Source organism: Kitasatospora sp. P5_F3 (assembly GCF_054049135.1).
Genome location: NZ_JBFUMY010000010.1, coordinates 90,576 through 117,149, shown reverse-complemented (window position 1 = coordinate 117,149; position 26,574 = coordinate 90,576). Strand labels below are relative to the sequence as shown.

Below are 26,574 nucleotides of genomic sequence, written 5' to 3'. Positions count from 1 at the left end.
ACCCGTCCGCGCACCCCGCCCACCCGGCGTTCACTGTGACATAACTCTCGGACCACCCGGCCGCTGACATATCCTCACTTCCCACCCCATGGTTGAATCACCTCGATCCTTGATCCGGTCACCCACGCGCGCGCTCTGGGAGCCTCCTTGACCACCACCGCCGCCCTCGGTACCGGCCTCACCCCCCGGCAGGCCGAACGCCGCCGTCGGATCCTGCGGGCCGCCACCMCGCTGGCGGCCCGGGGCGGCTACGAGGCGGTCCAGATGCGCGAGGTGGCGGAGAGCGCCGAGGTCGCGCTCGGCACCCTCTACCGCTACTTCCCGTCCAAGGTGCACCTGCTGGTCGCGGTGATGCAGGAGCAGCTCCAGCAGCTGCACGAGCAGGTCCGCCGCCACCCGCCCGCCGGCGACGACCCGGCCGGACGGGTGGCCGAGACCCTGACCCAGGCCTTCCACGCGCTCCAGCGCGAACCCCGGCTCGCCGAGGCGATGGTCCGCGCGCTCTCCTTCGCGGACCGCTCGGTCGGCGCCGAGGTGGACGCCGTGTCGGCCGTCACCTCGGCCATCGTGCTGGACGCCGCCCAGCTCGGCCCCACCCCGTCGCCGACCCAGCAGGCCGCCCTGCGGGTGATCGGCCACACCTGGCACGCCACCCTGCTCGCCTGGCTCTCCGGCCGCGCCTCGCTCGCCGAGGTCCGCGGCGACCTGCACACCGCGGCCCGGCTGCTCGTCCTCTGACGCTCCGTCCGTCGATCTCGTCCTTCTCCGCCAGGTGCTTCCAGAACACTCAGGTGCCGCCGCGTCAGGACCTCGGCCGGCGGCCCTCCTCCTTTCGCGGGCACAGAACTGGTACCAGTTCCAGCCTCGGGGTGCCCGCTGTGTCCGTACCCTGTCCGCTCGGGGCACTCCGGTCGGCCGGTTAGAGTCTTGGACGCAGGATCAACAACTTCATCCGCTCCTCGTGCGGGGGAAGCCGGTGCGACTCCGGCGCTGACCACGCAACCGTCACAGTCGGGATGCCCGCCGGGGAGCGAGCGGCAGTGCCGGGTTTCCCGGCTCCGTCGAGGTCTACGGGCGGCCCGCCTCGGGCCGCTGCTCCGCTCACCGAAAGGCACGTCGACCCTCATGCTCACCACCGCCCGCACGGGCGCCGCCGCGCTGGCCGCCGCCGCTCTGCTGATCGGCGCCGCCGCCCCCGCCCTCGCGGACACCCCCTCCCCCGCCGCCGCCCCGGCCGCGCTCTACGGCAAGGGCGACCCGACGTACGACGGCGTCTGGCGGCAGTCGCTGGCCCTCACCGCGCTCGGCGCCGTCAAGGTCGTCCCGTCCGACGCTGCCGTGGGCTGGCTGACCGGTCAGCAGTGCGCTGACGGCGGCTGGGCCTCGTTCCGGGCCGACACCGCCGTGGCCTGCGACGCCAAGACCGAGGACAGCAACGCCACCGCGATGGCGATCCAGTCGCTCAAGCTGCTCGGCGGGCACCAGGACGCGGTGACCCGGGGCACCGACTGGCTGAAGACCGTTCAGAACGCGGACGGCAGCTGGGCCTTCAACCCCGGCAACCCGGGTGACGCCAACTCCACCGGACTGGCCGTCAACGCGCTGATCGCCGCCGGTCTCGACCCGGCCGCCGTCGCCAAGAGCGGCAAGAACGGCTACGACGGCCTGGCGCTGTTCCAGCTCGCCTGCGCCGCCCCCGCCGAGCAGCGCGGCGCCTTCGCCTACCAGCCGGCCCCGGACGGCGCGCTCAAGGCCAACGACCTGGCCTCCGCGCAGGCCCTGCTGGCCGCGGCCGGCGGCAAGCTGCCGGTCGTCAACACCAACCGGGTGGACGCCGCGCCCAAGCCCCTGGACTGCGCCGCCGCCCCGGCCACCGTGCCGCACGCGGACTCCGCCGAGGCGGCCGGGGCCTACCTGGTCGCCCAGTTGGGCGCCAACGGGCAGCACCTGATGCAGACCATGCCCGGTGCCACCGCCACTCCCGACTTCACCGCGACCGCCTGGACGGTGCTCGGCCTGGTCCAGTCCGGGCACCCGCAGCAGGCCGCCCCGGCCGCCGACTGGCTGGCCGGCAACGGCTACCCGTGGGCCGCCAAGGGCGCCTCGGGCACCGACGCCTCGGCCGCCGCACTGCTGCTGCTGACCGCCCAGGCCGCCGAGCGCGACCCGTACGACTTCGGCGGTACCAATGTGGTCCAGCTGCTGATCGACTCGGGCCCGGCGCCCAAGTCCCTCCCGGCCGCCACCACCTCCGCCTCCGGCCCGGCGGGCACCGAGGCCGACGACGACAACGGCTTCTCCCCGGTCTGGCTGGTCGGTATCGGCCTGCTGGTCGGCATCGGCGGCGGCCTGCTGCTCAGCCTCCAGCGCAAGCGCGGCACCCACACCGTCGGTGCCCCCAGCAAGGCTGCGGGCGACAAGGCGGACACCAAGTCCGAAGGTGACAAGCAGAAGTGACCTCCCCTCACTCCCGGACGGCGGTGGCGGCCCCGGCCGTCGCCGCCGTCCTGGCACTGCTGCTGGCACTGCTGCTGGCACTGCTGCTGCCGTTCCTGCTCGCCGCACCCGCGCACGCCACCGGCTACCGCTACTGGTCGTTCTGGAAGTGGTCGGGCAGCGCCTGGGCGTACCAGCAGCAGGGCCCCGCGGTGTACGTCCCGCCGGACGGCGCGGTGGACGGCTGGCGGTTCGCGGTCAGCCCCGACGGTGGCAAGGACGCCGCCCGGCCCACCGCCGCCGGTGACTTCGGCACGGTCTGCGCCACCACCCCGGCGCAGGCCGGGAAGAAGCGGATCGCCGTGGTGCTGGACTTCGGCACCACCGCCGACGCCCCGGCCGGCGAGACCCCGCCCGCCGCCCGGACGGTGTGCGCGGCGGTCCCCACCGCCGCCAGCTCGGCCGAGGTGCTGGCCGCCGTCGCCCCGCCGCTGCGCTACGACGCCAACGGCATCCTCTGCGCGATCGTCGGCTACCCCCGCTCCGGCTGCGGCGACACCGTCGGAGCTGCGGACAACTCCACCGGCAAGAGCGAGAGTTCGGGCCCGTCGGTCGGCCTGCTGGCGGGCGGCGCACTGGTCGCCGCCCTGGCCGCCGGCGCGGTCTGGCAGGCCCGGCGCCGCCGCGACTCCTGAGGTGTCATCCGTGCCCACGCCCAGCCGCACCCGGCAGCCCCGCCCCGTCCGCTCGACCCGCTCCGCGATCGGCCCGCGCCATCTGCACCCCGGCGCGTGGTGGCTGTGGGCGATCGGGCTCGGCGCGGCGGCCTCCCGCACCACCAACCCGCTGCTGCTCCTGCTGATCGTCGCGGTCTCCGGCTACGTGGTCGCGGCCCGGCGCAGCACCGAGCCCTGGGCCCGCTCCTACACCGCCTTCGTCAAGCTGGCACTGGCGGTGCTCGGCATCCGGCTGCTCTTCACGGTCTTCCTCGGCTCCGGGGTCGGCGGCACCCACGTGCTCTTCACGCTGCCCCAACTCCCGCTACCGGACTGGGCGCAGGGGGTGCGGATCGGCGGCGCCGTCACCCTGGAGGGGCTGCTCTACTCGCTCTACCAGAGCCTGCGGCTGGCCACCCTGCTGATCTGCGTCGGCGCCGCCAACGCACTGGCCAACCCGGCCCGCCTGCTGCGCGCCCTGCCCGGTGCGCTGTACGAGGCCGGGGTGGCCGCCGTGGTGGCGCTCACCTTCACCCCCAACCTGGTCGCGGACGTCCAGCGGATCAGGTCCGCCCGCCGGCTGCGCGGCCGCTCCGACACGGGCCTGCGCTCACTGCTCAGCGTCGGCCTGCCGGTGCTGGAGTCGGCCCTCGAACGCTCCGTCAGCCTGGCGGCCACCATGGACAGCCGGGGCTTCGGCCGCACCGCCGACCTCCCGCGCCGGGTCGCCCGTTCGATCGGCGCGCTCACCCTGACCGGCCTGCTCGCGGTCTGCGTGGCCTGCTACGGCCTGCTCACCGAGGGCACCGTGCGCTGGGCGCTGCCGGTCCTGCTGGCCGGCCTGGCCGCGCTCGGCGCCGGGCTGCTGCTCGGCAGCCGACGCTCCGTCAGGACCCGCTACCGGCCCGACCCCTGGGCCTGGCGGGAGTGGCTGGTGGCCGGCTCGGGCCTGGCCGTCGCGGGCCTGCTGATCTGGCTCTCCGGCCGCGACCCCGGCGCCTTCAACCCGCCGGCCGTGCCGCCCACCGTGCCCGAACTCCCGCTGCTGCCCGCGCTCGCCGTACTGCTCGGCCTGCTGCCCGCCTTCGTCGCCCCTGCCCCGCCCCGCCCCGGAGCCCCCAAGTGATCCACTTCGAACAGGTCTCGGTCCAGTACCACGACGCCGCCGCGCCCGTGCTCGGCGGCCTCGACCTGACCGTCCCCGAGGGCGAACTCTGCCTGGTGGTCGGCCCGTCGGGCGTCGGCAAGTCCACCCTGCTGGGCACGGTCAACGGCCTGGTGCCGCACTTCACCGGCGGCGTCCTGCACGGCCGGGTCACCGTCGACGGCCGGGACACCCGCGAGCACCGCCCGCGCGAACTCGCCGACCTGGTCGGCATGGTGGGCCAGGACCCGGTGGCACACTTCGTCACCGACAACGTGGAGGACGAACTCGCCTACGGCATGGAGTCGTTGGGCATCGCCCCGGAGGTGATGCGCCGTCGGGTCGAGGACACCCTGGACCTGCTCGGCCTAGCCGAGCTGCGCGACCGGGCGCTCTCCACCCTCTCCGGCGGCCAGCAACAGCGGGTCGCCATCGGCTCGGTACTGACCAGCCACCCCAAGGTGCTGGTGCTGGACGAGCCCACCTCCGCGCTCGACCCCGGCGCCGCCGAGGAGGTGCTCGCGGTGCTGCAACGGCTGGTGCACGATCTCGGCACCACCGTGCTGATGACCGAGCACCGGCTGGAGCGGGTGGTCCAGTACGCCGACCGGGTGCTGCTGCTCACCCCGGACGGACCGGCCGGGTTCGGCGACCCGGCCGAGCTGATGGCCATCTCCCCGGTCTACCCGCCGGTGGTCGGCCTCGGCCGGGCGGCCGGCTGGTCACCGCTGCCACTGTCGGTCCGGGACGCCCGCCGCCGGGCCGCCCCGCTGCGGGCCGCACTCGAGGGCCGGACCCCGCCCGTGGTGCCCCCGGTCACCACCGAACCGGTCGCGCTGGTCTCCCGGCTGACCCTCAGGCGCGGCCCGAACCCGGTGCTGCGCGGGGTCGAACTCGCCCTGCGCCCCGGCGAGATCACCGCCCTGATGGGCCGCAACGGCGCGGGCAAGTCCACCCTGCTCGGCGCCCTGGCCGGCCTGTACAAGCCGGACTCGGGCACCATCAGCACCGCCGGGCTGACCCCGCACCGGTCCAGGCCCAAGGAGCTGATCCGCCGGGTCGGCCTGGTCCCGCAGGAGCCGCGCGACCTGCTGTACGCCGAGACGGTGACCGCCGAGTGCGCCGGCGCGGACCACGACTCCGGTGCTCCGCCCGGCAGTTGCCGCGCACTGGTGGCCCGGCTGCTGCCCGGCATCGACGACACGCTGCACCCGCGCGACCTGTCCGAGGGCCAACGCCTCACCTTGGCCCTGGCCGTGGTGCTCACCACCCGCCCCGACCTGATCCTGCTGGACGAACCGACCCGGGGCCTGGACTACGCCGCCAAGGCCCGGCTGGTCACCGTGCTGCGCGAACTGGCCGCCGACGGCCACGCCGTCCTGCTGGCCACCCACGACGTCGAGCTGGCCGCCGAACTCGCCCACCGCACCGTCATCCTGGCCGAGGGCGAGATCGTCGCGGACGGCCCGAGCGCCGAGGTGGTGGTCTCCTCCCCGGTGTTCGCCCCGCAGGTCGCCAAGGTGCTCGCCCCGCTGCCCTGGCTGACGGTCTCCCAGGTTGCTTTCGCTCTCCGGGACTCCGCGTGAAGCCACCCACCCTGAAGCCGCTCACCCGTCCGGTGCCGCTCGGCGGACGCTCCGTCCTCCTGCTCGTGCTGATCACCGCGATCGGCGCGGTCGCCTTCGGCTGGCCGCTGCTCGCCGACCCGTCCTCGGCGCTGGCCGGACACTCCACCGACGCACCGTGGCTGTTCGCGCTGCTGATGCCGCTGCTGCTCGGCGTGGTCATCGCCCAGATCTCCGAGGGGCGTTCGGACGGCAGCGCCGGCCTGGACGCCAAGTCGGTGGCGCTGCTCGGCGTACTGGCTGCCGCCGGGGCGGCACTGCGCCCGCTCGGCGCGGGGACCGCCGGACTGGAGCCGATGTTCTTCCTGATGGTGCTCGCCGGGCGGGTGCTCGGCCCGGGCTTCGGCTTCGTACTCGGCTCGGTCACCATGTTCGCCTCCGCCCTGCTGACCGGCGGGATCGGGCCCTGGCTGCCGTTCCAGATGCTCAGCATGGGATGGGTCTGCCTCGGCGCCGGCCTGCTGCCAGGACCGGCCCGACTGCGCGGCCGGCCCGAACTCCTGCTGCTGGCAGGCTACGGCGCCCTCGCCTCGGTCGCGTACGGCACCGTGATGAACCTTCAGTTCTGGCCCTACCTCGGCGTCGGCCTCCCCCCGGCCCTGTCCTTCGACCCGGGCGCCGACCTGACCACCAACCTGGGCCACTTCCTGGCCTACTGCCTGGCCACCTCCCTCGGCTGGGACCTCCCCCGGGCCGTCCTCACCGCCGTCCTCTGCCTCACCGTCGGCGGCCCGATCCTGCGCGCCCTGCGCCGCTCGGTCCGCCGCGCGGCCTTCGACGCCCCGGTCACCTTCAAGCAGGGATCCGCCCCTGGACAGTGAAGCGTCGGGCTGGAATCCTCGCCTCCGTGCTGACCATCACCATTCTGCTCACCCTGATCCTCGCGGGGGCCTTCGGCCTCGGCCTGGTCATGGTCACGGATTTCCGGGGCATCGCCACCCGCCTGTCTGCCCGAAACCGCGTCGCCGTGGAAGACCTGGTCCTCAAGGGCCACGACGCCGGCCGCTTTCTGTTCTTCGGCCAGAGCCGCAAGGTCGGCACCTTCCTCATGGCTCTGTCCGGCTTCGGCCTGCTGCTCTGCGTCCTTCTCCTGATCGCCTCCCTCTCCGGCGACGCCTAGGCCACACCGTCGGTGGCTCTCTCCGACTGGGGCCCGTGACGGTACAGGTCAGCTCGTTCTTCGACACGCGCACGCTTCCCGGATGTCGGCCACCGGGTAGCGGTAGGTCTTGACCTCTTCGCCTTCGCGGGCGGTCTTGAAGAGGCTGTCCAGCCATAGCCGGCTGTCCTGCGAACACGAAAGCCCGTGGTCAGCCAACAGGCCGACCACGGGCAAGGGTTGAAGAACAAGCCCAGGGTCTGTTCAGCCCTGCTTCGGGCCGGTCGACTGCACCACCTCGAAGGACCACAGCGTCGAGCCGGAGGCCGCGGGCTTCGGCTGGCCGCCCTCGGCGTTCGGCGGGCCCTGACGGTGCGCCGCCTGCATCGGGCCCTCCATCCAGGCCTTGAAGTGCTCCTCGCTGGCCCAGCGGGTGTACACCAGGTACTGCTCCGTACCCTCCACCGGCCGGAGCAGCTCGAACCACTCGAAGCCGTCCGAGTTCTCCACCGACCCGGCCCGCGAGGCGAACCGCTGCTCCAGGGTCTCCCGCATCTCGGTGGGCACCGTCAACACGTTGATCTTCACCACGCTGGCCATCTGACACCTCGTACGTTCCACGACCGCCCGACCGGCGGCCTGAGCCTGATCACGTGTCAGCAGTCTCCTACATCCGCCGGGGCCGGCGGCTCATCGCCCCGGAGCGCCGACGGACTTGGTGGACATCGACCCCTCGTAGGCCACCCGGGTGATGGAGATACGTTTCGCTTGAATGCCTTCAAGACACCGGCCCGGTGGGCCCGGTAGGTGTGCGGGTGACGTCAAATGTCCCTTCACGAAACGAGGATCTCCGTGCGTCTTCGACACACCCTTGCCTCCGTCTGCGGTGCTCTTGCCCTCACGGCGGCAATGGCGACACCCGCGCAGGCGGCTACCGGCGACTTCGGCTACCGGTTCGTCGGCCTGGACGGCCAGCCACAGACGGCCACCCTCCACGACCCGGAGAGCCCTGCCTGCATCACCCTCCCGGAGGTCGCAGACCCGGACGCGTCCGAGCCTGCCTTCGCCCCGCACAACAACACCGACGCCTGGGCCATGGTCTTCACCGAGCCCGACTGCACCGGTGACTCCTGGACGCTGCGCCCGCACGGCCACCCGGCCACGGACCGCTTGAAGCTGCGCTCGGTGTTCTTCACCGAGCGGTAGGCACGATGGAGCGGGGCGCGGCTGGTCAGTGCCGGGTGTTCCAGAAGCCGATCACGACCGCGCCCCACCAGCAGATCTGGGAGAGCAGTGCGGTGCCGGCGCCCCAGGCGAGCAGGCGCGGGGTGAGGGCGGCGGCGGAGTGATCGGCCATCCGTCGGTCGAGCAGGCCCGCCTGCAGGCCGTTGACGGTGAGGAGGAGGACCAGGATCAGTTTGATCCGGGTGAGGGGCGAGGCCAGGTCGGGCTCGAGCATCATGCCGCTGACGACCAACCCGGCCAGTCCGGCCCAGATCGGGACGTGCAGGCGGGAGGTGGTGCGGAGGGTCTCGAACAGCGTGCACCGGCGGGTCATCCAGAGCAGCCCGTGGTAGTCGGCCACCAGCACGGCCCCGAAGCCGAGGACCAGCGAAGCGAGGTGGACGAAGAGGGCCGCCGAGTGCAGCGTCGGGTCCGAGTGGACGTGGGTGGAGATCCAGGCGCACGCCGTGAGTCCGGCACAGGCCAGCAGGGCTGCGGCGGTGACCGTCCACCAACTGTCGTGCAGGCCCAGCGGCCGGGACGAGGGCAGAGCGGACACAGACGGCCTCCAAACAGCTCAGATAGACATTAGGTAAGGCTTACCTATATTTCAGCCTCCGGGTCAATTCGCTGCCCGCCGATAAGCCCGAAATGACCAGGATTGCCGATACTTTGATGCCTGGCCGAGATCTGACGGTCCGTAAGAGAAGCCTCAAATAAATGCCGCCTCCCACCCAGGCGCCCCGCCTAGGGTGACCGGATGAGCGCGATAGCAGCAGTGGCGGATCAGAGCGGGTGGCGGAGCGGGTTCGAGCAGCGGGTACTGGCCGCGTACCGGGTGGCAGGGTGCTCCGAGCCGCTGGCCCAGGCCCTGCTGGAGCGGGCCCTGAAGGGGGTCGACGACTGGACGGTGGCCACCGACGGCACCGGGTGGATCGCGGTCGGGTTGACCGACGACAACGGGACGACCGTCGGCCGGATCCACGACCTGACGGTGCCGGACGGACGCGAGTGGGCCGAACGCTGGTGCGCCGAACAGGGCGCACAACGGGTGGACGTCCGGCTCGTCGGCGGCCCGGGACAGTTCGCCGACTACCCAGTCCGGGGGCAGAACCGGATGCGGGCCGCCGCCGAGCAGCCCGAACTGCCACCGGAACTGACGGTCCGCCCGCTGACCGAGGAGGAGTACCCCGCCTGGTACGCGAGCGAGGAGGACGAGTACATCGCCGACATCGTCCGGGCCGGGGCGCTCACCCCGGAGCAGGCCAAGGTGAAGTCCGACCAGGACATGGCCCGGATCCTCCCGGAGGGCTTCCTGACCCCGGGTCACGCCTTCTACGTCATGGAGGCCGCCGGTGAGGAGATCGGCACCGGCTGGGTCAACCACGCCTTCCTGCCGGGCGTCACCTTCGGCTACTCGCTGCTGGTGCACCCGGAGCACCGCGGCAAGGGCTACGGCCGGGCCGCGATGACCGTCGGCGAGTGGGCCACCCGGCAGGGCGGCGACGAGGCGATGATGTTCAACGTCTTCGGCGGCAACGAGGTCGCGATGAGCCTGTACGACGCCACCGGCTTCGCAGTGCTGGAGGAGTATCGCTCGATCGACCTGCCCTGACCCCCGAGAGCGGTCAGGCCCGCGCGCCGTACACGTGGTCGACCGGCATCGTCATCAGCACTCGACGGTCGGCCACCATCGCGGCCCGGTACTCGTCCCAGTCCGGGTGCTCGCCTGCCGCCAGCCGGTAGTAGTGCACCAGCGCCTCGACCTCGGGGCCGTGCGGGTCGGTCCCCGGGCCGGTCAGGGTCGCGGTGCCCTCGACGGTGGCCCAGCTCCAGCCGTCCTGGGCGGTGACCTCCAGAGTGGCCCGTGGGTCCCGTCGGAGGTTCGCCGTCTTGGCGCGTCCCTCGGTCATCGACACGTAGACGACCTCGGCCTGCCGGTCGTAGAACGGCATGACGGGGGAGAGCTGGGGGCGGCCGTCCGCCTTGATCGTGGCGAGGACGGCGAGCCGGCTCTCCGTCAGCAGCGTGCGCGGGTCGAACGGGGTGGCGGTCATGTCTGACGCCAAGTCAGCACCGGGCACGGGTATTCCCGGTCACGGTCCGGCCTGACGTCCGCTCAGTACGTCCGCTCAGTACTTCCGCTCAGTACGTCCGCCCCTCGCCGCGCTGGAGGTGTTCGGGGCCGGTCCGGTCGGGGCGGTCGCCGCCCAGTTGGGAGCTCAACCGGGTGAGCAGGTCGGCCAGCTCGCCGAACTGCTGCTCGTCGTAGTCGCCGAGCAGCTTCGCGAGCTGGGCCCGGCGGGCGGCGACCAGCCGGACGGCCACCTCGGCGCCCGGCTCGGTGAGCCGCAGCGGCAGGCCGTTGCGGACCGCCAGGCCCCGGCTCTCCACCTCCCGGGCGGCCTCCTCGATCACCGCGACCGGGACGATCCTGTGCTCGGCCAGTTCGGCGGGCTCGACGGAGCCGTCCCGCTGCATCTGCAGGATCAGCCAGCTGGAGGCGGGCAGCAGGTCGAGGCCGGCCTCGGCGGTGATCCGGCGGAACAGGTCGCGGCGGGCGTCCCGGGTGCCGAGCACCGCGAGGGCGCGGGCGATCTCGTCCAGCGAGGAGCGCTCCACCGGGTTCAGGCCGATCGACTCGCTGAGGTCGGGGGCGGTGACGGTGGAGCGGAGCTTCTGCTCCCGCAGGAAGAGCGAGAGCACGAAGGCGACCAGCACCACCGGCACCGCGTACAGGAACACCTGGGTGATCGACTCCGAGTACGCGTGGTAGATGCCGGCCTGGGTGTCGGGGGGCAGGGTGCTGATCGCCCGGGGGTCCTGGGCGATGCTGTCCGGCTGGAAGCCCGGCGGGAGCTGAGCCCCCGCCAGGTCCTCGGCGAGCCGGCGGTTGAGGCCGCTGGCGAAGATGGTGCCGAAGATCGAGACGCCGAAGGAGGCGCCGATCGAGCGGAAGAAGGTGGCCCCGGCGGTGGCCACGCCGAGGTCCTGGTACCCGACCGAGTTCTGCACGATCAGCACCAGCACCTGCATCACCAGGCCGAGCCCGAGGCCGAAGACCAGGAAGTAGATGCTCATCTCGGTGGTCGAGCTGTTCTCGGTCAGCCGGGAGAGCAGCAGCAGGCCGACGGCGGTCACGGCGGTGCCCGCGATCGGGAAGGCCCGGTAGTGGCCGGTGCGGGCGACGATCTGGCCGGAGCCGATCGAGGTGAACAGCATGCCGAGCACCATCGGCAGCATGTGGATGCCGGACATGGTCGGCGAGACCTGCATGACCACCTGGAGGAAGGTCGGCAGATAGGTCAGCGCACCGAACATCGCGAAGCCGACCACGAAGGAGATCACCGCGACCAGGCTGAAGGTCCGGGACTCGAACAGCTTGAGCGGCAGCACCGGTTCGGCCGCCTTGCGCTCCACCGCGACGAAGAACCCCAGCAGGACGACGCCCAGCACCCCGAGACCGATGATCTGCCACGAGCCCCACGGCCAGGTCACCCCGCCGAGCGAGGTCATCAGCACCAGACAGGTGGCGACCGAGGCGATCAGGAAGGTGCCCAGGTAGTCGATGCGGTGCCGCCGCTTGACCTCGCTGCCGTGCAGCACCAGCGCGATCACCACCAGCGCGACGATCCCGATCGGCAGGTTGATGTAGAACACCCAGCGCCAGCTCAGGTTGTCCACGAAGACACCGCCGAGCAGCGGCCCGAGCACGCTGGTGACCCCGAAGACGGCACCGAACAGCCCCTGGTACTTGCCCCGCTCCCGGGGCGCCACCAGGTCGCCGACGATCGCCTGCGAGAGCACCATCAGGCCACCGCCGCCGAGGCCCTGGAGAGCGCGGAAGGCGATCAACTCGCCCATGTTCTGGGAGAGTCCGCAGAGTGCGGAGCCGACCAGGAAGATCACGATGGAGGCCTGGAACAGCCGCTTGCGACCGTACATGTCGCCGAGCTTTCCCCAGAGCGGGGTGGCCGCCGTGGCGGCCAGCATGTACGCGGTGACCACCCAGGACAGGTGCTCCATGCCGCCGAGGTCGCTGACGATGGTGGGCAGCGCGGTGGAGACGATGGTCTGGTCGAGCGCGGCCAGCAGCATCGCCAGCAGCAGAGCGCCGATCGGGACCCAGAGGTTGTGGACCGTCACCTCCGGGGGCTGCTGGTCCTCCTGGACACCCTCCGGCGCGACGGCCTCCGCCATACCTGCTCCTCGGTGGGACGGCGGGCCTGGCCAGCGCCCGAGCTGATGATCCTTCAGTCTCACCATAAGTCAGCTATGTCCGATTTGCCGTCAACTGCTTGCGCCATCCGTACCTCTGGCGGCCATCGATCCTTCACATGTCCGGTATCACCACCAACCCGGACAAGCCCCACCACGCGCCTGTCCACCCACTGGAACCTGCTGCATAATCAGGTCGCATTCCCCACCATCACCGAGGAGGACCGGCCAATGTCGGGAGCTCGCTGCCCCGTCTGCGGCACCGTCGACGGCTTCGACGGCTGTCCCTCCTGTGCCTCCTCGGACCCCACCACCGTGCTGCCCGCGATCGACGCACCCGAGCTGGTCCGGCCGTACATGGCGGCCCCGGCGGCCGCCGACCCGTTCGCCACCCAGGTGGCACCCCCGTCGAACGACGCCTTCGCGACCCAGCTGATGCCGCCCGTTCCGCCGGCCGCCCCGCCCAACGCCCCGCCGCCGCCGCAGACCGTGCCCAGCCTGCAGCTGATACCGACCCCGCCGCAGTGGACTCCCGAGGCCGCCCCGGACACCGACCTCGGCGTCTTCGGCTTCCGCCCCGGCCCCGCTGAACCGGCCCCCGGTGGCCGGGCCGAGCGGCGGGTCCAGCAGCAGATCTCGGCCGGGCGCCGACGGACCGTCATCATCGCGGCCGGGCTCGGCGTCGCCGTGATCGGCGCGGGCCTGGCCCTGGTGCTCTCCCCCGGTGACGACAAGGTCGACCACGACCAGGCGCTGCCCCTCCCGGTCAGCAGCTACCAGCCCACCGTGTCACCCCCGGCCGTGGCCGTCGTCCCGTCACCGACCCCCTCGAACACACCCACCCCGTCCGCGAGTCGTAGCAGCGCCAAGCCGAAGCCCAGCCCCTCGGCCACCTCCGCCCCGCCCTCACCCTCGCCGACCCTGACCACGCCCGCCCCGACCACCGCACCCCCCGCGCCGACCGGGCCCCGGGTCCTACAGCTCGGCACCGAGGGCGACGACGTCAAGAGCATGCAGCGCCGCCTGGTGGAGGCGATGCCCTGGTACAAGAAGTCGCTGATCACCGGCACCTTCGACGGGAAGACCGAGAACGCCGTCGCCAACTTCCAGAGCTTCGTCGGCGACTCCGGCATCGACGACCCGCCGGGGGTCTACGGCCCCACCACCCGTGCGGCCCTCGAAGAGCTGACGGACTGACCGGGCCGGGCCCATCAGCCGGTGATCGCCTTGAACAGGCTGATGCCCGCCATCAGCAGCATGATGCTCGCCGCCACCCGCACGATCACCTTCATCGGCACGTACTGCAGCAGCTTCTGCCCGCCCAGGATGGCGATCCCGCTCACCGTGCAGAGCGCCAGCCAGGCGCCGATGCCGACCGAGATCGGGTCGGCGTACTTGGCCGCCAGGTTGGCCGTCATGATCTGGGTCAGGTCGCCGAACTCGGCCACCGCGACCACCAGGAAGCTGGCACCCGCGACCTTCCAGAAGCTGTCCGAGGACGGCTCCTTGGCCTCGCCGTCCTCCTCCTCGTCGCCCTTGGGCCAGAGCAGCATCACCGCGCCCGCCAGGAACAGCAGGCCGGTGACCCCCTCCACCCAGCGCTGCGGCAGCAGCGCCAGCAGACTGCCGGCCACCAGCGCGAGACCGACCTGGAGCGCGAAGGCGGCCGCGATCCCGGCGAAGACGTAGCTCGCCCGGTAGCGGGTGCCGAGCACCAGGCTGGCGAGCGCGGTCTTGTCCGGCAGTTCGGCCAGGAAGACGATGCCGAAGGTAATCGCGGCAATGGTCAGACTCATCGGAGAGAAAGCCCTTCATCGGGTCCGGGCTGCCTGGCCGATGATGACCCGTCAGGGGACACTCCGGCCCGACAGCACTGGTAAATGATCACAGCACTGCGGCCGAAGGTCTCGCCAACACCCGCAGAACGAACGGATGTCCCGGGCACCGGGCCCCCGCGCAAGGCGCAGGCCAGTATGTCGACGCTCCGGTGGAGGGCTACTCCCCTTCAACAGCCGCCAAGTCTACCCGGCGACCGCTCCACGCCCGACCAGCTCCAGTACCAGCAGGATCGCCACCGACTCCACCAGCAGCAGCGCGACCAGCACGAACAGCTGCACCGCCCCGGCCTCCAGCGGACTCGCGCCGCCCAGCAGCATGCCGACGAACGCCCCGGGCAGCGTGACCAGACCCACCGTCCTGGTCTGGTCCAGCGCGGGTACCAGCGAGGTCGCGGCGGCCGTCCGGCAGATCTCCAGCCGGGCGTCCCGGCCCTCGAAGCCCAGCGCGAGCGCGGCCTCCACCTCGCCCCGGCGCTGGCGCAGCTCGTCCAGCGCCCGCCGCCCGGCCAGCGAGGTGGCGGTCAGCGCCCCGCCGATCAGGATGCCCGCGACCGGGATCACCGACAGTCCCTGCCAGGGCAGCAGCCGGGAGCCGAGCAGCAGCGTCAGCACCGGCAGCACCCCGGCCCCGATCGGCACTGCCGCCCACCACCAGCCGGACCCTGCGGTGATGCGCCGCCCGGCCGTCCGCACCGCGACCGCGAACATCACCAGCACGAACGGAGCCGAGGTCCACATCGACCCGGCCACCCAGGCGATCACCAGCGCGACCGCCGCCAGTTGGACGGCCGCCCGCGCGCCCGCCCGCAGCACCGCCCAGCCGTGGCCGAGCAGTCCCCACCCGGCGGTCACCGCGCCGGCCGCCAGCAGCAGCGCCGTGACCGCCCAGAGCGACGGGCCGACCGGCAGCAGTTGCTGAGCCACCATCAGATCCAGCTGATGAACCACATCCGGTCCTGCCAGGACGTCATCGGGATCACCTCCGCCGTGTACAGCGGGTAGAAGAACGCGAAGCAGCCGACGATCGCGAGCACGATCAGGCCCGCGCCCACCGCGCCCCACCGCCGCCGCTCGGCCGAGCAGCCGGGCGGGCCGAGCATCGCCCCCAGCATCTGGGCCACCGCCAGGCAGAGGAACGGCACCAGCACCACCATGTAGAACGAGAAGGTGGTCCGGTCCAGGTAGCGGAACCACGGCAGGTAGACCGCGGCCACCGCGCAGAGCACCGCGCCCGAGCGCCAGTCCCGCCGGAAGAACCACCGCCAGAGCGCGTACAGCAGGGCGAAGCAGGCCGTCCACCAGAGCAGCGGCGTACCGAGCGCGAGGATCTGCGAGGCGCAGCCGCCCGGGGCGGTGCAGCCCTGCTGACCGGTCGGCACCTGCTGCCAGTACATGCTGACCGGGCGGGCCTGGACCAGCCAGCTCCAGGCGTCGGACTGGTAGGTGTGCGGGGTGCTGAGGCCGGTGTTGAAGTCCCACATCTGCGACTGGTAGTGCCACCAGCTGCACAGCGGCGCGGGCACCCAGCTCACCGCACTCGACCGGTCGTCGGCCCAGTGCCGGTCGTAGCCGCCGCCGGTGAGGAACCACCCGGCCCAGGAGAGCGGGTAGAGCACGACCGCGACACCGACCAGGGAGAGGAAGGCGGGCAGCGCGTCCCGCCGCAGCATGCTCCGCCAGGGCCGGTACGCTCCCGCCCAGCGGCGGCCGGCCTGGTCCCAGAGCACGGTCAGCAGGCCGAAGGCGGCCAGCACCAACGCCCCGTTCCACTTGGTCGCGCAGGCCAGTCCGAGCAGCAGCCCGGCGGCCAGTCGCCAGGGGCGCAGGCCCAGCCGCACCTGGTCACCGGCCCGGCCGCCCTCCGCCCTGGCGGCCGCCAGCAGGCCCCTGGTGTGGTCGCGGTCGACCAGCAGGCAGCCGAAGGCGGCCAGCACGAAGAACATCAGCACGCCGTCGAGCAGCCCGACCCGGCTCATCACGAACTGCAGCCCGTCCACCGCCAGCAGCAGCCCGGCCGCACAGCCCAGCAGCGTCGAGCCGAACAGCCGCCGCCCGATCCTGGCCAGCATCAGCACCGTCAGGGTGCCCAGCAGCGCGACCATCACCCGCCAGCCGAACGGGTGCAGCCCGTACGCCCACTCGCCCAGCGAGATGACCCACTTGCCGACCGGCGGGTGCGCCACGAACTCGGCGGCGGAGTTGAGCGGGATCACCTGCGGCACGGCCAGGATCTGCTCGTTGGCGCTGTCCGGCCAGGTCCCCTCGTAGCCCTGCCGGAGCAGCGACCAGGCGTCCTTCGGGTAGTACGTCTCGTCGAAGACGAAGGCGTTCGGGTACCCGAGGTCCCAGAACCGCAGCAGCCCCGCGAACAGTGCGACGGCCAGCGGCCCCAGCCAGTCGGCCCGCCGGACCACCCACGGCCGGGCTCGTACCTCTTCTTCGACGACGGTCCCGCCCATCACCGCTTGCGTCATGACCTCGCCGATTCATCGCCTCTTGCCCGAACCTGATGGCCCGACAGCTTTGTTTGTCGCCTTTGTCGGGAATCCTAGCTCTGACGGGGGCTCAGGCCGGGATGATGTTGTGGTTCAGGTGGAAGACGTTCTCCGGGTCGTAGGCCGACTTGACCGCCGCCAGCCGTCGGAGGTTGCCGGTGCCGAGACCGGCCGCGACCCGGTCCGCACCCTCGTCGCCGATGAAGTTCAGGTACACCGCGCCGATCGACCAGGGCTTCAGGTCCGTACAGACGTCGTGCGCCCACTGCCTGCCCCGGGCGTCGTCGGCCGGGTCCTCCCAGACGCCGAAGGGGTGCACCGCCCAGGGCGCGGCCCGCCAGGGCACCGGGAACTCGCCGTCGCCCCGGGCCACCGCACCGTCCATCGGGAAGACCGCGTGCATCGAGGCGGAGGGCACGATCATCTCGGCGGCCCGGCCGCAGAACAGCTCGGCGGCCGGTGCGGGGAAGCTGTCCAGGTACTCGGCGGACCAGTAGTTCCGCTCACCGGGCGGGTCGTCCAGCATGCACTGCAGCTCCGCGTACGGAAGCTCGGCGATCATCTCGCCCGCGTGCCCGAGCGTCAGCATCGGCCGGAACACCTCGCGGGCCTCCTGCTCGCCGCCAGCGTAGGTGAGCAGCAGGGCCGCCGTGAGCCGGCCGACCAGCCCGGCCGGGACGAACTCCTCGGGCGGTCCGGTGAAGTACACGAAGCCGCCGCCCACCTCCTCCGGCGCGGTGGCCATGAAGTCCACGTAGTGCCGCAGCACGTTCGGCCCTGCCTCCGGCTGCCAGAGCAGCATGGCCATCGTGACGATCGGCAACTCGTGCAGCCGGAAGGTGAGTTCGGTGGCCACCCCGAAGTTGCCGCCGCCGCCGTGCAGGGCCCAGAACAGCTCGGGGTGCCGGTCCTCGTCCACCGCCACCAGCTCGCCGTCGGCGGTCACCAGCCGCGCCGAGATCAGGTTGTCGCAGGCCAGTCCGTACTTGCGCTCCAACCAGCCGGAGCCGCCGCCCAGGGTGAGCCCGGCGACGCCGGTGCCGGAGTCGCGGCCCCCGGTGGTGGCCAGGCCGTACGGCTGGGTGGCCCGGTCGAAGTCGCTCATGGTGGCACCGCCGCCGACCCGGGCCACCCCGGCCTCGGGGTCGACCACGACCGAGTTCATCCGGCGCAGGTCGACCACCAGGCCGTCGTTGACCGAGACCCCCGAGACCGCGTGCCCGCCGGCCCGGACCGCGATCTCCAGGCCCTGCTCCCGGCCGAAGGCGACAGCGGCCGCCACGTCCGCCGGGTCCGCGCACTGGGCGATCAGCTGCGGGTGGCGGTCGATCATCGCGTTGAAGACCACCCGCGCCTGGTCGTACTCGGGGGGGGGGGGGCGGGCGTCAGGCCGCCGTCTCCAGCGCGCGGTGCGGGACCAGCACCGGGACGGCCGGGCCCGCGTTGTCCTGAGCCGCCGTCAAGTGCGGCCGCAGGCGCAGCGCGAGGACCACGATCAGCAGCGTGCACGCCGCCATCGCCGCCAGGTAGAGCGGCCAGGTGCCGGAGCCGACCAGCAGCACGCCGACGGCCGGGCCGACCGCGATGGCGATCTGCTTCACCAACGCGTAGCCGGAGTTGTACGTACCGAGCAGCCGGGCCGGAGCCAGGTCCGCGATGATCGGGCCCAGGGTCGGCGCGAGCAGCGACTCACCGACGCCGAACAGGGCGTAGACGGCCACGATCGCGATGGTGGCGACCAGCGCCTCCGAGCGGACCAGACCGGCCACCAGAGCCATCGTCCAGGCGCCGAGCCAGACCACGCCGGCGGCGGCCATCGCGGTGGTCCGGCGGCGGCGCTCGGTGAGCTTCACCATGAACATCTGCAGCACCACGATGGTCAGCGCGTTGGCGCCGATGGCCAGGCCCAGGGTGGACGGCGCGGTGCCGACGGTGTCGGTGGCGAAGGCGGCCACCCCGGACTCGAACTGGCCGTAGCAGGTGAAGAAGATCAGCCCGGCGAGCAGGCAGAGCCGCAGCATCGCCTTGTCGGCGACCAGCGCACGCAGCCCGGTCGGGCCGGTCGCGGCCACCAGGACGGGGGCGGCGGCCGGGATCCGGGCACTGCCGGTGACCAGGGCCAGACCGAGGAAGGTGAGCGCCTCGATGGTGAACAGCCGGGTCAGGCTGGCCGGGTCGGCGACGTCCACGATCTGCCCGCCGACCAGCGCGCCGATGCCCATCCCCAGGTTGATCAGAGTGAACTGGAGCGCGAACGCCCGCGACCTGGTGGCCTTGGTGGAGCAGCGCACGATCATCGTGGCCAGGGCCGGCTGACAGGTCGTCACCCCGGCACCGAACAGGAAGGAGGAGACCAGCAGCGCCGGCGTACCGGTGGCGTGGCCGAACGCGAAGGCGCCGGTGGCGGCCAGCGCGGCGCCGATCCAGAGCACCGGGCGCGGCCCGTACCGGTCGATGCCCCGGCCGGTGAACGGCAGCACGGCGAGCGCGGCCAGCGCGAAGACGGTGAAGACCATCCCGGCGGCCAGCGATCCCAGGCCACGCACCTGGTCCACGTAGACGAACATGTACGGCATCGTGAAGCCGCTGCCGAACGCGCTGAGCGCGTTCCCGATCTGGACGCGGCGCAGCGGACCTCCCGCCCCGAGACGCCTGCCCTGCTGCTTCACCGTGCCGGCCACCGTGCACACCCTTTCGCTGGATACTTTTAAGCTCGGAAGATTTCAGAGCTAAACTCTAAGGATCGGAAGCCTTCGCTGTCAAAGCCTTAACGCCTGCATCGGTCCGTGGGAGAATGGGGGGCATGAGCACTCCCAGACCCGCGTCGCCGAACCCCGGCGAGCTGGCCATCGCCGAGCAGGTGGCCGTCTACCAGCGGGAATTCCCGATGGTCGACCCCCAGGTGGAGACCATCGTGGGGACCCTCTCCCGGGTCGCCCGGCGGATGAGCGTCGCCTACGGGCGGCAGCTCACCGTGCTGGGAATCACATCCGCCGAGTGGGAGGTGCTCAAGGCCCTGGTGGTCGCGGGCAGCCCCTACCAGCTCGGCCCCGGCGAGCTGGCCAAGCGGCTCGGCCTGACCCCGGCGGCGATGACCCACCGGATCGACCGGATGGTGGCCGAGGACCTGGTCACCCGGGAGCGGGACGAGACCAACCGGGTCCGGGTGATCGTCGAGCTGACCGCGAACGGCCGGTCCAAGTGGCTGGAGTCGATGCGGATGGCCGCGGTCTTCGAGGAGGAGCTGCTCCAGGACATCACCGCCGCCGAGCGCCCGGGCCTCTCCGAGATGCTCGGCCGGATGCTGCGGCGGATCGAGGAGACCCAGCCTGACGCCCTCGGCCGCACCAACGACCTGAACTGACGCCCCGGCAGCCCTTGGGCCGCCTACCCCCGGACATGACTTCGCCCCGCCGGTCACMGCCCGGCGGGGCGAAGTGGTTCAGAGCTCAGCTGAGCAGCTCACAGGTGGTTCAGCAGGCACCCGCGTCGGCCCAGACGCCCCACTGACCGGTGGTCGAGGGGTCCTCGTTGGTGGTCCACCACTTGTTGGTGTAGACCCGGCCCTTCCAGGACACCTTGGTGCCGGCGGTCGGGTAGACGGTGGCGGCGTTCCAGCTCGGCACGGTGCAGCCGGTCGCCGTGGCGGACGGGCTGACCGAGACGCTCGGGCTGGCCGAGGCCGAGGCCGACGGGCTGGCCGAAGCGGTCGGCGAGGCCGAGGCGGACGGGCTGGCCGACTGGCTCGGCGACGGCGAACTGGTCGGCGCGGCCGGGCAGTTGGCGGCAGAGCCGTTGGTGGCCGAGACCATCTTGTCGAACAGCGTGGTCTTGGTGCCCAGGTCGTACAGCGAGAAGGCGAACGAGCCACCCAGACCGTTGCAGTGCGCGTAGTCGACCTTGGCCTGGATCGAGCGGGTGTCCTCGCCGGTCCAGAAGGTGGAGCCGTCGTAGAAGTACGTGGTCTTCGCCTCGTCGTCCCAGAAGGTCTTGGCCGGGTTGTCGACGAAGCCCGCGAGCTCCTTGTACATCTGGATACCGGGCACGTTGCCGGACATCGCGGCACCGGCGGCGGGGCCGGTCGCGCTCTGGAACAGGCCGTTCACACCGTTGTTGGGAACGCCGGTCCAACCGCGGTAGTAGAACGGGATACCCATGTTGATCTTCTTGGCGGGGAAGCCGCCAGGGATGCCGTACTCGGCGTCACCGACGGTCCAGGCCTTGATGGCCGAGTCGATCGAGTACTTGCCCGTGCCCGGCTTGATCGGGGTCATCGGGTCCTTGGCGCCGGAGTACAGCGGGGCCTGGTGGTTGGTCGGGCCCTGGGCGTCCCACGCACCGTGCATGTCGTAGGTCATCACATCGAGGAAGGTCAGGTACTGGCCGACCTTGTCGGTCTCGATGTTCTTGATCTTGTCCTGGCCGGCGCCGACCGCGGCCGCGAGGCCGTAGGTCTTGTTGTCGGTGACACCCTGGGCGTCGAGCTGGGTGCGGAACTCCTTGAGCAGAAGGGTGAAGTTCTGCTTGTCGCTCGCGCTCTCGTGGTTGCCCGCGTGGCCGCCACCGCCCGGGTACTCCCAGTCGATGTCGATGCCGTCGAAGATGCCCGCAGCCGAACCGGCGCCACCGTAACCGGCGTCCACCGGCAGGTTGCCCTTGATGAACATGTCGATGCAGGAGGAGACCAGCTTCTTCCGCGAGGCGTCCGTGGCGGCCGCGTCGGAGAAGTACTTGGAGTAGGTCCAGCCACCGATCGACAGCAGCACCTTGAGGTTGGGGTTCTTCGCCTTCAGCTTCTTCAGCTGGTTGAAGTTGCCCGCGATCGGCTGGCCCCAGGCGTCCGCGACACCGTCGACCGCGGTGTTCGCGTCGAAGGTCTTCTGGTAGTCGGCGAACGCGTCGCCCGCACCGTCACCCGCGCTGGTGTTGCTCTCGTCCTGGGACGCGGCCTTGGTGGCCTCGAAACAGGTGAGGTTGGTCGGGTGGATGTTGGCGAACGAGTAGATCATGTAGTCCAGGTTCTTGGCGACGCCGGTGTCCTGGATGGTCTTCGGGTAGTACGCGTTGCCGTAGATCGACCACTGGTCGAAGTAGGCGACCTTGATGCCACCGCTGGTCGCCGGGGCGCCCGTGGTGTTGCCGGCCGCGGCCGAGGCCGTGGTGCCCGCGCTCAGCGCGAGACCGGCGCCCAGCAGCAGCGAGGCCGCCGTGCCGACCGCGAGCGCGGCCAGGCCCTTCGGACGCCGACGGTGCGTCGGCTCCAGGGAAACTCGAGTCATGTCGTGACCCTCCAGGTCGTGGGGGAACTGCCGGGCCACTTCGACCGGACGCACGGGGTGGGGCCGCACAACCGGAGAGGCACGTCAGTGGAGGTCGATCAGCGGGGGATGCCGGACCGGCACCGGAGGTCTGGACCACCGGTGCCGGCCGGGGGCTCCCTGCACCTGGCCATAAAAATGGACTAGACCAACTCCCCCGTCAAGAGCCCTTGTTGGACCTTGAGCTCCCGTTAAGGTTCGACCGACCCCTGACCAGCAGAAAGCCGGCCCCGGACGATGCGGAGCCGGCTTTAAACTTTTGATCACATCCGGTCAATCTCCGTCAGGTCGATGTCGATCTCGAACGGACCCCCGACCTTCAACCGCCCGTGATGCACCCCGGTTACCACATATGTCCGGGTAGCGGGCTCCAACTCGAAGACGTAGACCACGGGGTGACGCCCCTCGGCCTTCTCCACCCGCCAGAAGTGCGGGATACCCGCCTCGGCGTACTTCCGCGGTTTGACCTCCCGGTCCCGCTCCACCGAATCCGGCGAGACGACCTCGACCGCCAGGACGACATCGGCCGCCTGATAGCCCGTCTCCTCGGCCTCCTCCGTCACCGCCGAGGCCCGCACCACCGACACGTCCGGCTCGGGCCGGTCCCGCTTCCCGAGCACCACACTCATCTCACGGACCACGCGCAGGTGCTCCGGGCAGCTCCGCCGAAGTGCGTAACTGAGCAGATCCACGGCAAGGCTGTGGAAGTACTTCTGCGGACTCATGAAGACCAGGCTCCCGTCGAGCAGCTCAGTGTGCGGCGGGAGGCCAGGCATATGGTCGAGATCGTCGGCGGTGAATCCGCCTTCCGGCGGGATGAGCCAGTCAGGTACGGCAGTCATCGTTGCTCCCATGGGGGTGATCCTCGCCGACTCTGCCAGCGTAACGGGCACCCACCGGCCACAGACCACTCTTGTGAGTGACGATCAGTACCGCAGTGCGCTGCCCACCTTGGCCGTGACCGTGCCCTCAAGGTTGCGGTTGCTCTTGGCCGTGGCCTGGGCCGTGCCGCCTGCCGCCACCTCGGGGACGGTGACCACGGCGGCGTCCAGGAGGTGGCCCGCGCTGTCCTCGAAGCTGATCTGGATCGTGTACTTGTACGGCTGCGAGGTCTTGTTGGTGACCGTGAGCGGGACGCTGGACTTGCCGTCCGAGTCGGTCACCACGCCGCCGAGGGTGACGTCGTCCTTGGCGTCGAGGCCGCCCTTCACACTCGCCAGCGCCGAGGAGGCCGCCGCCTCCGCCGAAGCGGCGGCCGAGGCAGCTGCCGAGGTGGCCGAGGACGCGAAGCTGTTCGCCGCGCTCTTCGCCGCCGAGGCCAGCGCAGAGGCCCCCGACTGGACCGCTGCTGGAGGCGAACCGTCCGAGGAGCATCCGGTCAGCACCAGTCCGCCCGCCACCACCGCACCCACGACCAACCGACGCATCAGAGACCTCCACTCGTCCGGACGACTTGCCCCCACCCTTCAAGGGCCGCATGCCCGGGGCCACCAGGGCGCAGCATCCGGGTGACTACGATGGCCCGCATGGTGGTACGCAGCCTCGGCGAACTCGAAGCCGAAATCATGGACCGGCTCTGGAGCTGGGGCCGCCCGGCCACCGTCCGGGAGGTGGTCGACGACCTCAACGCCAAGCGGCCGGTGGCCTACACCACCGTGATGACCGTGGCCGGGATCCTGCACACCAAGGGCCTGCTGAACCGTCACAAGGCGGGCCGCGCCTGGGTCTACGAACCGGCCCGCAGCCGAGACTCGTACACCGCCACGCTGATGCAGGAGGCGCTCGGCTCCACCTCCGACACCCCGGCCGCGCTGGCCCACTTCGTCGAACAGATCAGCACCGACGAGGTCGCCGCCCTGCGCCGGGCGCTGGCCGCACTCGACGCCTCGGACCCGGCGGACGAGCGGTGAGCGCCGCCGCCCTGCTCGGGCTCTGGGCCGTACTGACCGCCGTCGTGCTCCCGCCACTGCTGGCCGGCGCGCGCTGGACCAGGCGGACGCCGCTGCTGGGCGTGTTCACCTGGCTCGCGCTCGGGCTCTCCGCCGTCAGCTCGGTCTCGCTCACGGTCCGTCAGCTGATCGACCCGGCCCCGCACCACCACGTGGGCCTGCTGCACCTGTGCGGCCTCTCCCCCGAGGCGGTCTCCGGCACCGCCCCTGCGGTGGCCGCCCTGGTACTGCTCTACCCGGCCGCCCGGCTGCTGCACAGCCTGGCCGGCGCCCACCGGGGACGCCGTCGGCACCGGGCCCTGCTCGACCTGGCCGCGCACCGCGGCCGGATCCCCGGCGCCCTGCTGCTGGACCACCCGACGCCCACCATCTACTGCCTGCCGGGGCGGCACGCCCGGATCGTGGTCAGCCGGGGCGCGCTGGCCGCGCTCACCCCGCCGCAGCTGGCCGCCGCGCTGGCGCACGAGCGGGCCCACCTGACCGGCCGTCACCACCTCGCTGCCTGCGCCGCCGAGGCGCTGGCCGGCACCTTCGGCCGGCTGCCGCTCGGGCGGCTGGTCTCCGCCGAGGTCCGTACCCTGCTGGAGATGGCCGCCGACGACCGGGCGCTGCGCGGTCACACCCCGCGCGCGCTGGCCACCGCGATGGGCGTGGTGGCCACCGGCCTGGCCCCCGCCGCCGCGCTCACCGCAGGCCACCAGGCGCTGGCCAGGATCGAACGGCTGGCGGCCCACCGCCCGGCGCCCCGCCTGCTGCTGGCCCTCACCGCGGCCGCCCCCGCCGGGCTGGCCGGGCTGCCGCTGCTCCTGGTCTGCCTGCCGCACCTGACCTGACCTGAACAGGTGTCACCCGCCCCGTCCCCGGGCAGGTCTCCGTACGTCGATCGACTTCGACTTCGACCTCGGGGGAGGGGACATGGCGTTCGTCATGTCGGCACTACTGGTCCTGGCGGCGATCGCCGTCTGGGTCGGCAACCGGCTGCAGAACTACCCGGGCGGCTGGGCCTACGCCTTCGCCCGGGCGTACACCGCCGAGCGGGCGGAGCTGGCGGCCGGCCGCCGCCGGGTCTGCGAGGAGGAGCACCGACGGGCGCAGGAACGTTCCGCCGCCGAGCAGGAGATCCGCGCCACCGAGGCCGAGTACCGCCGCCGGATCACCGAGCTCCAGGACCGGGTGGCCGAGCTGGCCGAGCCCGGCGCCGGGACCGTGCCGGAGTCGCTCGGCGAACGGACCGTCAAGGCCCGCCGCGCCCTGGAGCTGGCCCGGTCCGACACCATCCCCCAGCAGACCGCCCGGGCGGACCGGGACCGGCTGCTGGAGCAGCAGCACGAGGACCGGGCCCTGCGCGAAGCCCGCGCCGAACTGACCGCCGCCCACAACCGCTGGCGCCACACCACCGGGCACCGCCCGGCCTGAGGGTCTCTCAGCTTCGGCACTTGCTATGGCGGCGTTGCTCATACTAACTTCCTTAGGAGATTAGTTGTCCAGCTCGGGAGCACCCCTTGGCCGCCCGCCGTCTGACCGCCCTAACCCTCACCGCAGGGGCCGCGCTGCTGCTCACCTCGACCCCCGCCCTGGCGGAGCCGAAGCCCTCACTGGAGCAGGTCCAGCGGCAGGTGGACGACCTCTACGAGGAGGCCGAGGCCGACACCGAGCTGTACAACGGGCTGAACGAGAAGCAGGTACAGCTGCAGGCCGGCGCCGGCACCCTCCAGCAGCAGGTGGCCACCCAGCAGGACCAGCTCAACCGGCTGCGCGAGACGCTCGGCGCGGTGGCCGCCGAGCAGTACCGCTCGGCCGGGCTCGACCCCACGCTGCGGCTGATGCTGACCGCCGACGCCACCGAGTACCTGGACGGCGCGAGCCTGCAGGACGCGGCCGCCGCAACCCAGGCGGACACCCTGCGGCTGCTGACGGCCCAGCAGAAACGGTTCGACCAGCTGCGGGACGAGACCGCCGCCCAGCTGGCCGGTCTCGACCAGGCCCGGCAGGCCGCGGCCGGGAAGAAGCAGGAGGTGCAGGCCAAGCTCGCCAAGGTGCAGGCCATCCTGAACGGCCTCAAGGCCGAGGACCGCGCCAAGGTGGTGGCCGGGAACGCGGGGGGCGCCGCCGCCTCCCGCAGCGTCACCGCCCGGATGCCGTACTCCGGTCCCGCCACCGGCCGGGTCAAGGACATCCTGACCTTCGCCCACGCCCAGCTCGGCAAGCCGTACGTCTACGGCGCGACCGGCCCCAACTCCTTCGACTGCTCCGGCCTCACCCTGCGCGCCTTCGCGGCGGGCGGCATCTCCCTGCCACGCACCTCGCAGGCCCAGTACGCGGCGGGCAAGCCGATCGCCCGGGACCAACTCCAGCCCGGCGACCTGGTGTTCTACTACCCCGACCTGCACCACGTCGGGATCTACCTCGGCAACGGCCAGCTGCTGCACGCCCCGCGCACCGGCAAGACGGTCGAGATCGTGCCGTACGACGTGATGCCCTACTCCGGTGCGATGCGTTACTGAGTGTCCGC

At 71.8% G+C, this 26,574-nt stretch carries 27 protein-coding genes and 1 riboswitch; of the genes, 15 read left to right on the top strand and 12 right to left on the bottom strand.

The window, feature by feature from the left end; all coding sequences use genetic code 11:
• Positions 1-147: 147 nt before the first annotated feature.
• The 7 genes from ACXJMZ_RS08640 (at position 148) to ACXJMZ_RS08610 (ending at position 7,041) form a co-directional block, all read left to right on the top strand.
• The gene (locus ACXJMZ_RS08640) at positions 148-738 is read left to right on the top strand and encodes a TetR family transcriptional regulator (protein WP_457029382.1); all 591 of its coding nucleotides are present in this window, start codon (positions 148-150) and stop codon (positions 736-738) included.
• A 218-nt stretch (positions 739-956) separates the two neighbouring features.
• Positions 957-1,030: riboswitch (adenosylcobalamin-variant (AdoCbl-variant) riboswitch) on the top strand.
• Positions 1,031-1,125: 95 nt separating this feature from the next.
• The gene (locus ACXJMZ_RS08635) at positions 1,126-2,457 is read left to right on the top strand and encodes a prenyltransferase/squalene oxidase repeat-containing protein (protein ID WP_457029381.1); all 1,332 of its coding nucleotides are present in this window, start codon (positions 1,126-1,128) and stop codon (positions 2,455-2,457) included.
• The gene (locus tag ACXJMZ_RS08630) at positions 2,454-3,131 is read left to right on the top strand and encodes an SCO2322 family protein (protein ID WP_457029380.1); all 678 of its coding nucleotides are present in this window, start codon (positions 2,454-2,456) and stop codon (positions 3,129-3,131) included. Before ACXJMZ_RS08635 ends, ACXJMZ_RS08630 begins: the two co-directional genes overlap by 4 nt.
• Before the next feature lies 1 nt (position 3,132).
• A complete protein-coding gene (locus tag ACXJMZ_RS08625; RefSeq protein WP_457029379.1) occupies positions 3,133-4,278 on the top strand; it encodes an energy-coupling factor transporter transmembrane component T in 1,146 nt (381 codons plus the stop codon).
• The gene (locus tag ACXJMZ_RS08620; RefSeq protein WP_457029378.1) at positions 4,275-5,882 is read left to right on the top strand and encodes an ABC transporter ATP-binding protein; all 1,608 of its coding nucleotides are present in this window, start codon (positions 4,275-4,277) and stop codon (positions 5,880-5,882) included. Before ACXJMZ_RS08625 ends, ACXJMZ_RS08620 begins: the two co-directional genes overlap by 4 nt.
• Positions 5,879-6,742: an ECF transporter S component gene (locus tag ACXJMZ_RS08615; RefSeq protein ID WP_457029377.1), complete on the top strand. Its 864-nt coding sequence runs from the start codon at positions 5,879-5,881 to the stop codon at positions 6,740-6,742. Before ACXJMZ_RS08620 ends, ACXJMZ_RS08615 begins: the two co-directional genes overlap by 4 nt.
• A 26-nt stretch (positions 6,743-6,768) precedes the next feature.
• Positions 6,769-7,041: a hypothetical protein gene (locus ACXJMZ_RS08610; protein WP_457029376.1), complete on the top strand. Its 273-nt coding sequence runs from the start codon at positions 6,769-6,771 to the stop codon at positions 7,039-7,041.
• Between the two features lie 243 nt (positions 7,042-7,284).
• On the opposite strand, the gene ACXJMZ_RS08605 is transcribed toward ACXJMZ_RS08610, so the two are convergent.
• On the bottom strand, positions 7,285-7,620 hold the full coding sequence (locus ACXJMZ_RS08605) for an antibiotic biosynthesis monooxygenase family protein (RefSeq protein WP_057239003.1): 336 nt from the start codon (positions 7,618-7,620) through the stop codon (positions 7,285-7,287).
• Between the two features lie 309 nt (positions 7,621-7,929).
• Between ACXJMZ_RS08605 and ACXJMZ_RS08600 the strand changes: the two genes are divergently transcribed.
• Positions 7,930-8,226, top strand: coding sequence for a hypothetical protein (locus tag ACXJMZ_RS08600; RefSeq protein WP_457029375.1), 297 nt, complete (start codon positions 7,930-7,932; stop codon positions 8,224-8,226).
• Positions 8,227-8,251: 25 nt separating this feature from the next.
• Here ACXJMZ_RS08600 and ACXJMZ_RS08595 read toward each other — a convergent pair whose 3' ends face one another.
• Complete coding sequence (locus ACXJMZ_RS08595; protein WP_457029374.1) at positions 8,252-8,803, bottom strand: hypothetical protein; 552 nt, start codon at positions 8,801-8,803, stop codon at positions 8,252-8,254.
• 201 nt (positions 8,804-9,004) lie between these two features.
• On the opposite strand from ACXJMZ_RS08595, the gene ACXJMZ_RS08590 reads away from it, so the two are divergent.
• Positions 9,005-9,859: an N-acetyltransferase family protein gene (locus ACXJMZ_RS08590; RefSeq protein WP_457029373.1), complete on the top strand. Its 855-nt coding sequence runs from the start codon at positions 9,005-9,007 to the stop codon at positions 9,857-9,859.
• 13 nt (positions 9,860-9,872) lie between these two features.
• Here the strand turns inward: ACXJMZ_RS08590 and ACXJMZ_RS08585 are convergent, their stop codons facing one another.
• On the bottom strand, positions 9,873-10,301 hold the full coding sequence (locus ACXJMZ_RS08585) for a PPOX class F420-dependent oxidoreductase (RefSeq protein ID WP_457029372.1): 429 nt from the start codon (positions 10,299-10,301) through the stop codon (positions 9,873-9,875).
• 88 nt (positions 10,302-10,389) lie between these two features.
• On the bottom strand, positions 10,390-12,444 hold the full coding sequence (locus ACXJMZ_RS08580; protein ID WP_457029371.1) for a DHA2 family efflux MFS transporter permease subunit: 2,055 nt from the start codon (positions 12,442-12,444) through the stop codon (positions 10,390-10,392).
• 249 nt (positions 12,445-12,693) lie between these two features.
• On the opposite strand from ACXJMZ_RS08580, the gene ACXJMZ_RS08575 reads away from it, so the two are divergent.
• Positions 12,694-13,659 (top strand): peptidoglycan-binding protein, encoded by a 966-nt coding sequence (locus ACXJMZ_RS08575; protein WP_457029370.1) that lies wholly within the window; start codon positions 12,694-12,696, stop codon positions 13,657-13,659.
• A 14-nt stretch (positions 13,660-13,673) separates the two neighbouring features.
• On the opposite strand, the gene ACXJMZ_RS08570 is transcribed toward ACXJMZ_RS08575, so the two are convergent.
• The 5 genes from ACXJMZ_RS08570 to ACXJMZ_RS08550 form a co-directional block, all read right to left on the bottom strand.
• The gene (locus ACXJMZ_RS08570) at positions 13,674-14,258 is read right to left on the bottom strand and encodes a TMEM165/GDT1 family protein (protein ID WP_457029369.1); all 585 of its coding nucleotides are present in this window, start codon (positions 14,256-14,258) and stop codon (positions 13,674-13,676) included.
• Positions 14,259-14,483: 225 nt separating this feature from the next.
• Positions 14,484-15,227: an ABC transporter permease gene (locus ACXJMZ_RS08565; RefSeq protein WP_457029368.1), complete on the bottom strand. Its 744-nt coding sequence runs from the start codon at positions 15,225-15,227 to the stop codon at positions 14,484-14,486.
• Positions 15,227-16,774, bottom strand: a complete 1,548-nt coding sequence (locus ACXJMZ_RS08560) for a dolichyl-phosphate-mannose--protein mannosyltransferase (protein ID WP_457029367.1) — start codon at positions 16,772-16,774, stop codon at positions 15,227-15,229. Before ACXJMZ_RS08560 ends, ACXJMZ_RS08565 begins: the two co-directional genes overlap by 1 nt.
• A 91-nt stretch (positions 16,775-16,865) precedes the next feature.
• On the bottom strand, positions 16,866-18,143 hold the full coding sequence (locus ACXJMZ_RS08555) for an FAD-binding oxidoreductase (protein ID WP_457029366.1): 1,278 nt from the start codon (positions 18,141-18,143) through the stop codon (positions 16,866-16,868).
• Between the two features lie 37 nt (positions 18,144-18,180).
• Positions 18,181-19,476: an MFS transporter gene (locus ACXJMZ_RS08550; RefSeq protein WP_457029365.1), complete on the bottom strand. Its 1,296-nt coding sequence runs from the start codon at positions 19,474-19,476 to the stop codon at positions 18,181-18,183.
• A 122-nt stretch (positions 19,477-19,598) separates the two neighbouring features.
• Here ACXJMZ_RS08550 and ACXJMZ_RS08545 point away from each other — a divergent pair, with 122 nt between their 5' ends.
• On the top strand, positions 19,599-20,159 hold the full coding sequence (locus ACXJMZ_RS08545; RefSeq protein ID WP_457029364.1) for a MarR family winged helix-turn-helix transcriptional regulator: 561 nt from the start codon (positions 19,599-19,601) through the stop codon (positions 20,157-20,159).
• A 109-nt stretch (positions 20,160-20,268) separates the two neighbouring features.
• Here the strand turns inward: ACXJMZ_RS08545 and ACXJMZ_RS08540 are convergent, their stop codons facing one another.
• From ACXJMZ_RS08540 to ACXJMZ_RS08530, 3 genes are all read right to left on the bottom strand, one after another.
• The gene (locus tag ACXJMZ_RS08540; protein ID WP_457029363.1) at positions 20,269-22,074 is read right to left on the bottom strand and encodes a glycosyl hydrolase family 18 protein; all 1,806 of its coding nucleotides are present in this window, start codon (positions 22,072-22,074) and stop codon (positions 20,269-20,271) included.
• Between the two features lie 302 nt (positions 22,075-22,376).
• On the bottom strand, positions 22,377-22,955 hold the full coding sequence (locus ACXJMZ_RS08535) for a Uma2 family endonuclease (protein ID WP_457029362.1): 579 nt from the start codon (positions 22,953-22,955) through the stop codon (positions 22,377-22,379).
• 84 nt (positions 22,956-23,039) lie between these two features.
• The gene (locus ACXJMZ_RS08530; RefSeq protein WP_457029361.1) at positions 23,040-23,540 is read right to left on the bottom strand and encodes a hypothetical protein; all 501 of its coding nucleotides are present in this window, start codon (positions 23,538-23,540) and stop codon (positions 23,040-23,042) included.
• A 99-nt stretch (positions 23,541-23,639) separates the two neighbouring features.
• Here ACXJMZ_RS08530 and ACXJMZ_RS08525 point away from each other — a divergent pair, with 99 nt between their 5' ends.
• The 4 genes from ACXJMZ_RS08525 (at position 23,640) to ACXJMZ_RS08510 (ending at position 26,566) form a co-directional block, all read left to right on the top strand.
• Positions 23,640-24,023 carry a BlaI/MecI/CopY family transcriptional regulator gene (locus ACXJMZ_RS08525; protein ID WP_457029360.1) on the top strand — a complete coding sequence of 128 codons (384 nt, stop codon included), beginning with the start codon at positions 23,640-23,642 and terminating at the stop codon, positions 24,021-24,023.
• Positions 24,020-24,895 (top strand): M56 family metallopeptidase, encoded by an 876-nt coding sequence (locus ACXJMZ_RS08520; RefSeq protein ID WP_457029359.1) that lies wholly within the window; start codon positions 24,020-24,022, stop codon positions 24,893-24,895. The genes ACXJMZ_RS08525 and ACXJMZ_RS08520 overlap by 4 nt, the downstream gene beginning before the upstream one ends.
• 82 nt (positions 24,896-24,977) lie before the next feature.
• Entirely contained in the window at positions 24,978-25,478 is a 501-nt protein-coding gene (locus ACXJMZ_RS08515) for a hypothetical protein (RefSeq protein WP_457029358.1), read from the top strand.
• 86 nt (positions 25,479-25,564) lie between these two features.
• The gene (locus tag ACXJMZ_RS08510; protein WP_457029357.1) at positions 25,565-26,566 is read left to right on the top strand and encodes an NlpC/P60 family protein; all 1,002 of its coding nucleotides are present in this window, start codon (positions 25,565-25,567) and stop codon (positions 26,564-26,566) included.
• Positions 26,567-26,574 lie beyond the last annotated feature (8 nt).

Excerpts from the sequence above, each read along its gene's own strand:
- ACXJMZ_RS08635 (WP_457029381.1), top strand. The coding sequence starts at position 1,126 with ATGCTCACCACCGCCCGCACGGGCGCCGCCGCGCTGGCCGCCGCCGCT.
- ACXJMZ_RS08605 (WP_057239003.1), bottom strand. The coding sequence starts at position 7,620 with ATGGCCAGCGTGGTGAAGATCAACGTGTTGACGGTGCCCACCGAGATG.
- ACXJMZ_RS08600 (WP_457029375.1), top strand. The coding sequence starts at position 7,930 with ATGGCGACACCCGCGCAGGCGGCTACCGGCGACTTCGGCTACCGGTTC.
- ACXJMZ_RS08590 (WP_457029373.1), top strand. The coding sequence starts at position 9,005 with ATGAGCGCGATAGCAGCAGTGGCGGATCAGAGCGGGTGGCGGAGCGGG.
- ACXJMZ_RS08585 (WP_457029372.1), bottom strand. The coding sequence starts at position 10,301 with ATGACCGCCACCCCGTTCGACCCGCGCACGCTGCTGACGGAGAGCCGG.
- ACXJMZ_RS08580 (WP_457029371.1), bottom strand. The coding sequence starts at position 12,444 with ATGGCGGAGGCCGTCGCGCCGGAGGGTGTCCAGGAGGACCAGCAGCCC.
- ACXJMZ_RS08575 (WP_457029370.1), top strand. The coding sequence starts at position 12,694 with ATGTCGGGAGCTCGCTGCCCCGTCTGCGGCACCGTCGACGGCTTCGAC.
- ACXJMZ_RS08570 (WP_457029369.1), bottom strand. The coding sequence starts at position 14,258 with ATGAGTCTGACCATTGCCGCGATTACCTTCGGCATCGTCTTCCTGGCC.
- ACXJMZ_RS08565 (WP_457029368.1), bottom strand. The coding sequence starts at position 15,227 with ATGGTGGCTCAGCAACTGCTGCCGGTCGGCCCGTCGCTCTGGGCGGTC.
- ACXJMZ_RS08560 (WP_457029367.1), bottom strand. The coding sequence starts at position 16,774 with ATGACGCAAGCGGTGATGGGCGGGACCGTCGTCGAAGAAGAGGTACGA.
- ACXJMZ_RS08545 (WP_457029364.1), top strand. The coding sequence starts at position 19,599 with ATGAGCACTCCCAGACCCGCGTCGCCGAACCCCGGCGAGCTGGCCATC.
- ACXJMZ_RS08540 (WP_457029363.1), bottom strand. The coding sequence starts at position 22,074 with ATGACTCGAGTTTCCCTGGAGCCGACGCACCGTCGGCGTCCGAAGGGC.
- ACXJMZ_RS08535 (WP_457029362.1), bottom strand. The coding sequence starts at position 22,955 with ATGACTGCCGTACCTGACTGGCTCATCCCGCCGGAAGGCGGATTCACC.
- ACXJMZ_RS08530 (WP_457029361.1), bottom strand. The coding sequence starts at position 23,540 with ATGCGTCGGTTGGTCGTGGGTGCGGTGGTGGCGGGCGGACTGGTGCTG.
- ACXJMZ_RS08525 (WP_457029360.1), top strand. The coding sequence starts at position 23,640 with ATGGTGGTACGCAGCCTCGGCGAACTCGAAGCCGAAATCATGGACCGG.
- ACXJMZ_RS08515 (WP_457029358.1), top strand. The coding sequence starts at position 24,978 with ATGGCGTTCGTCATGTCGGCACTACTGGTCCTGGCGGCGATCGCCGTC.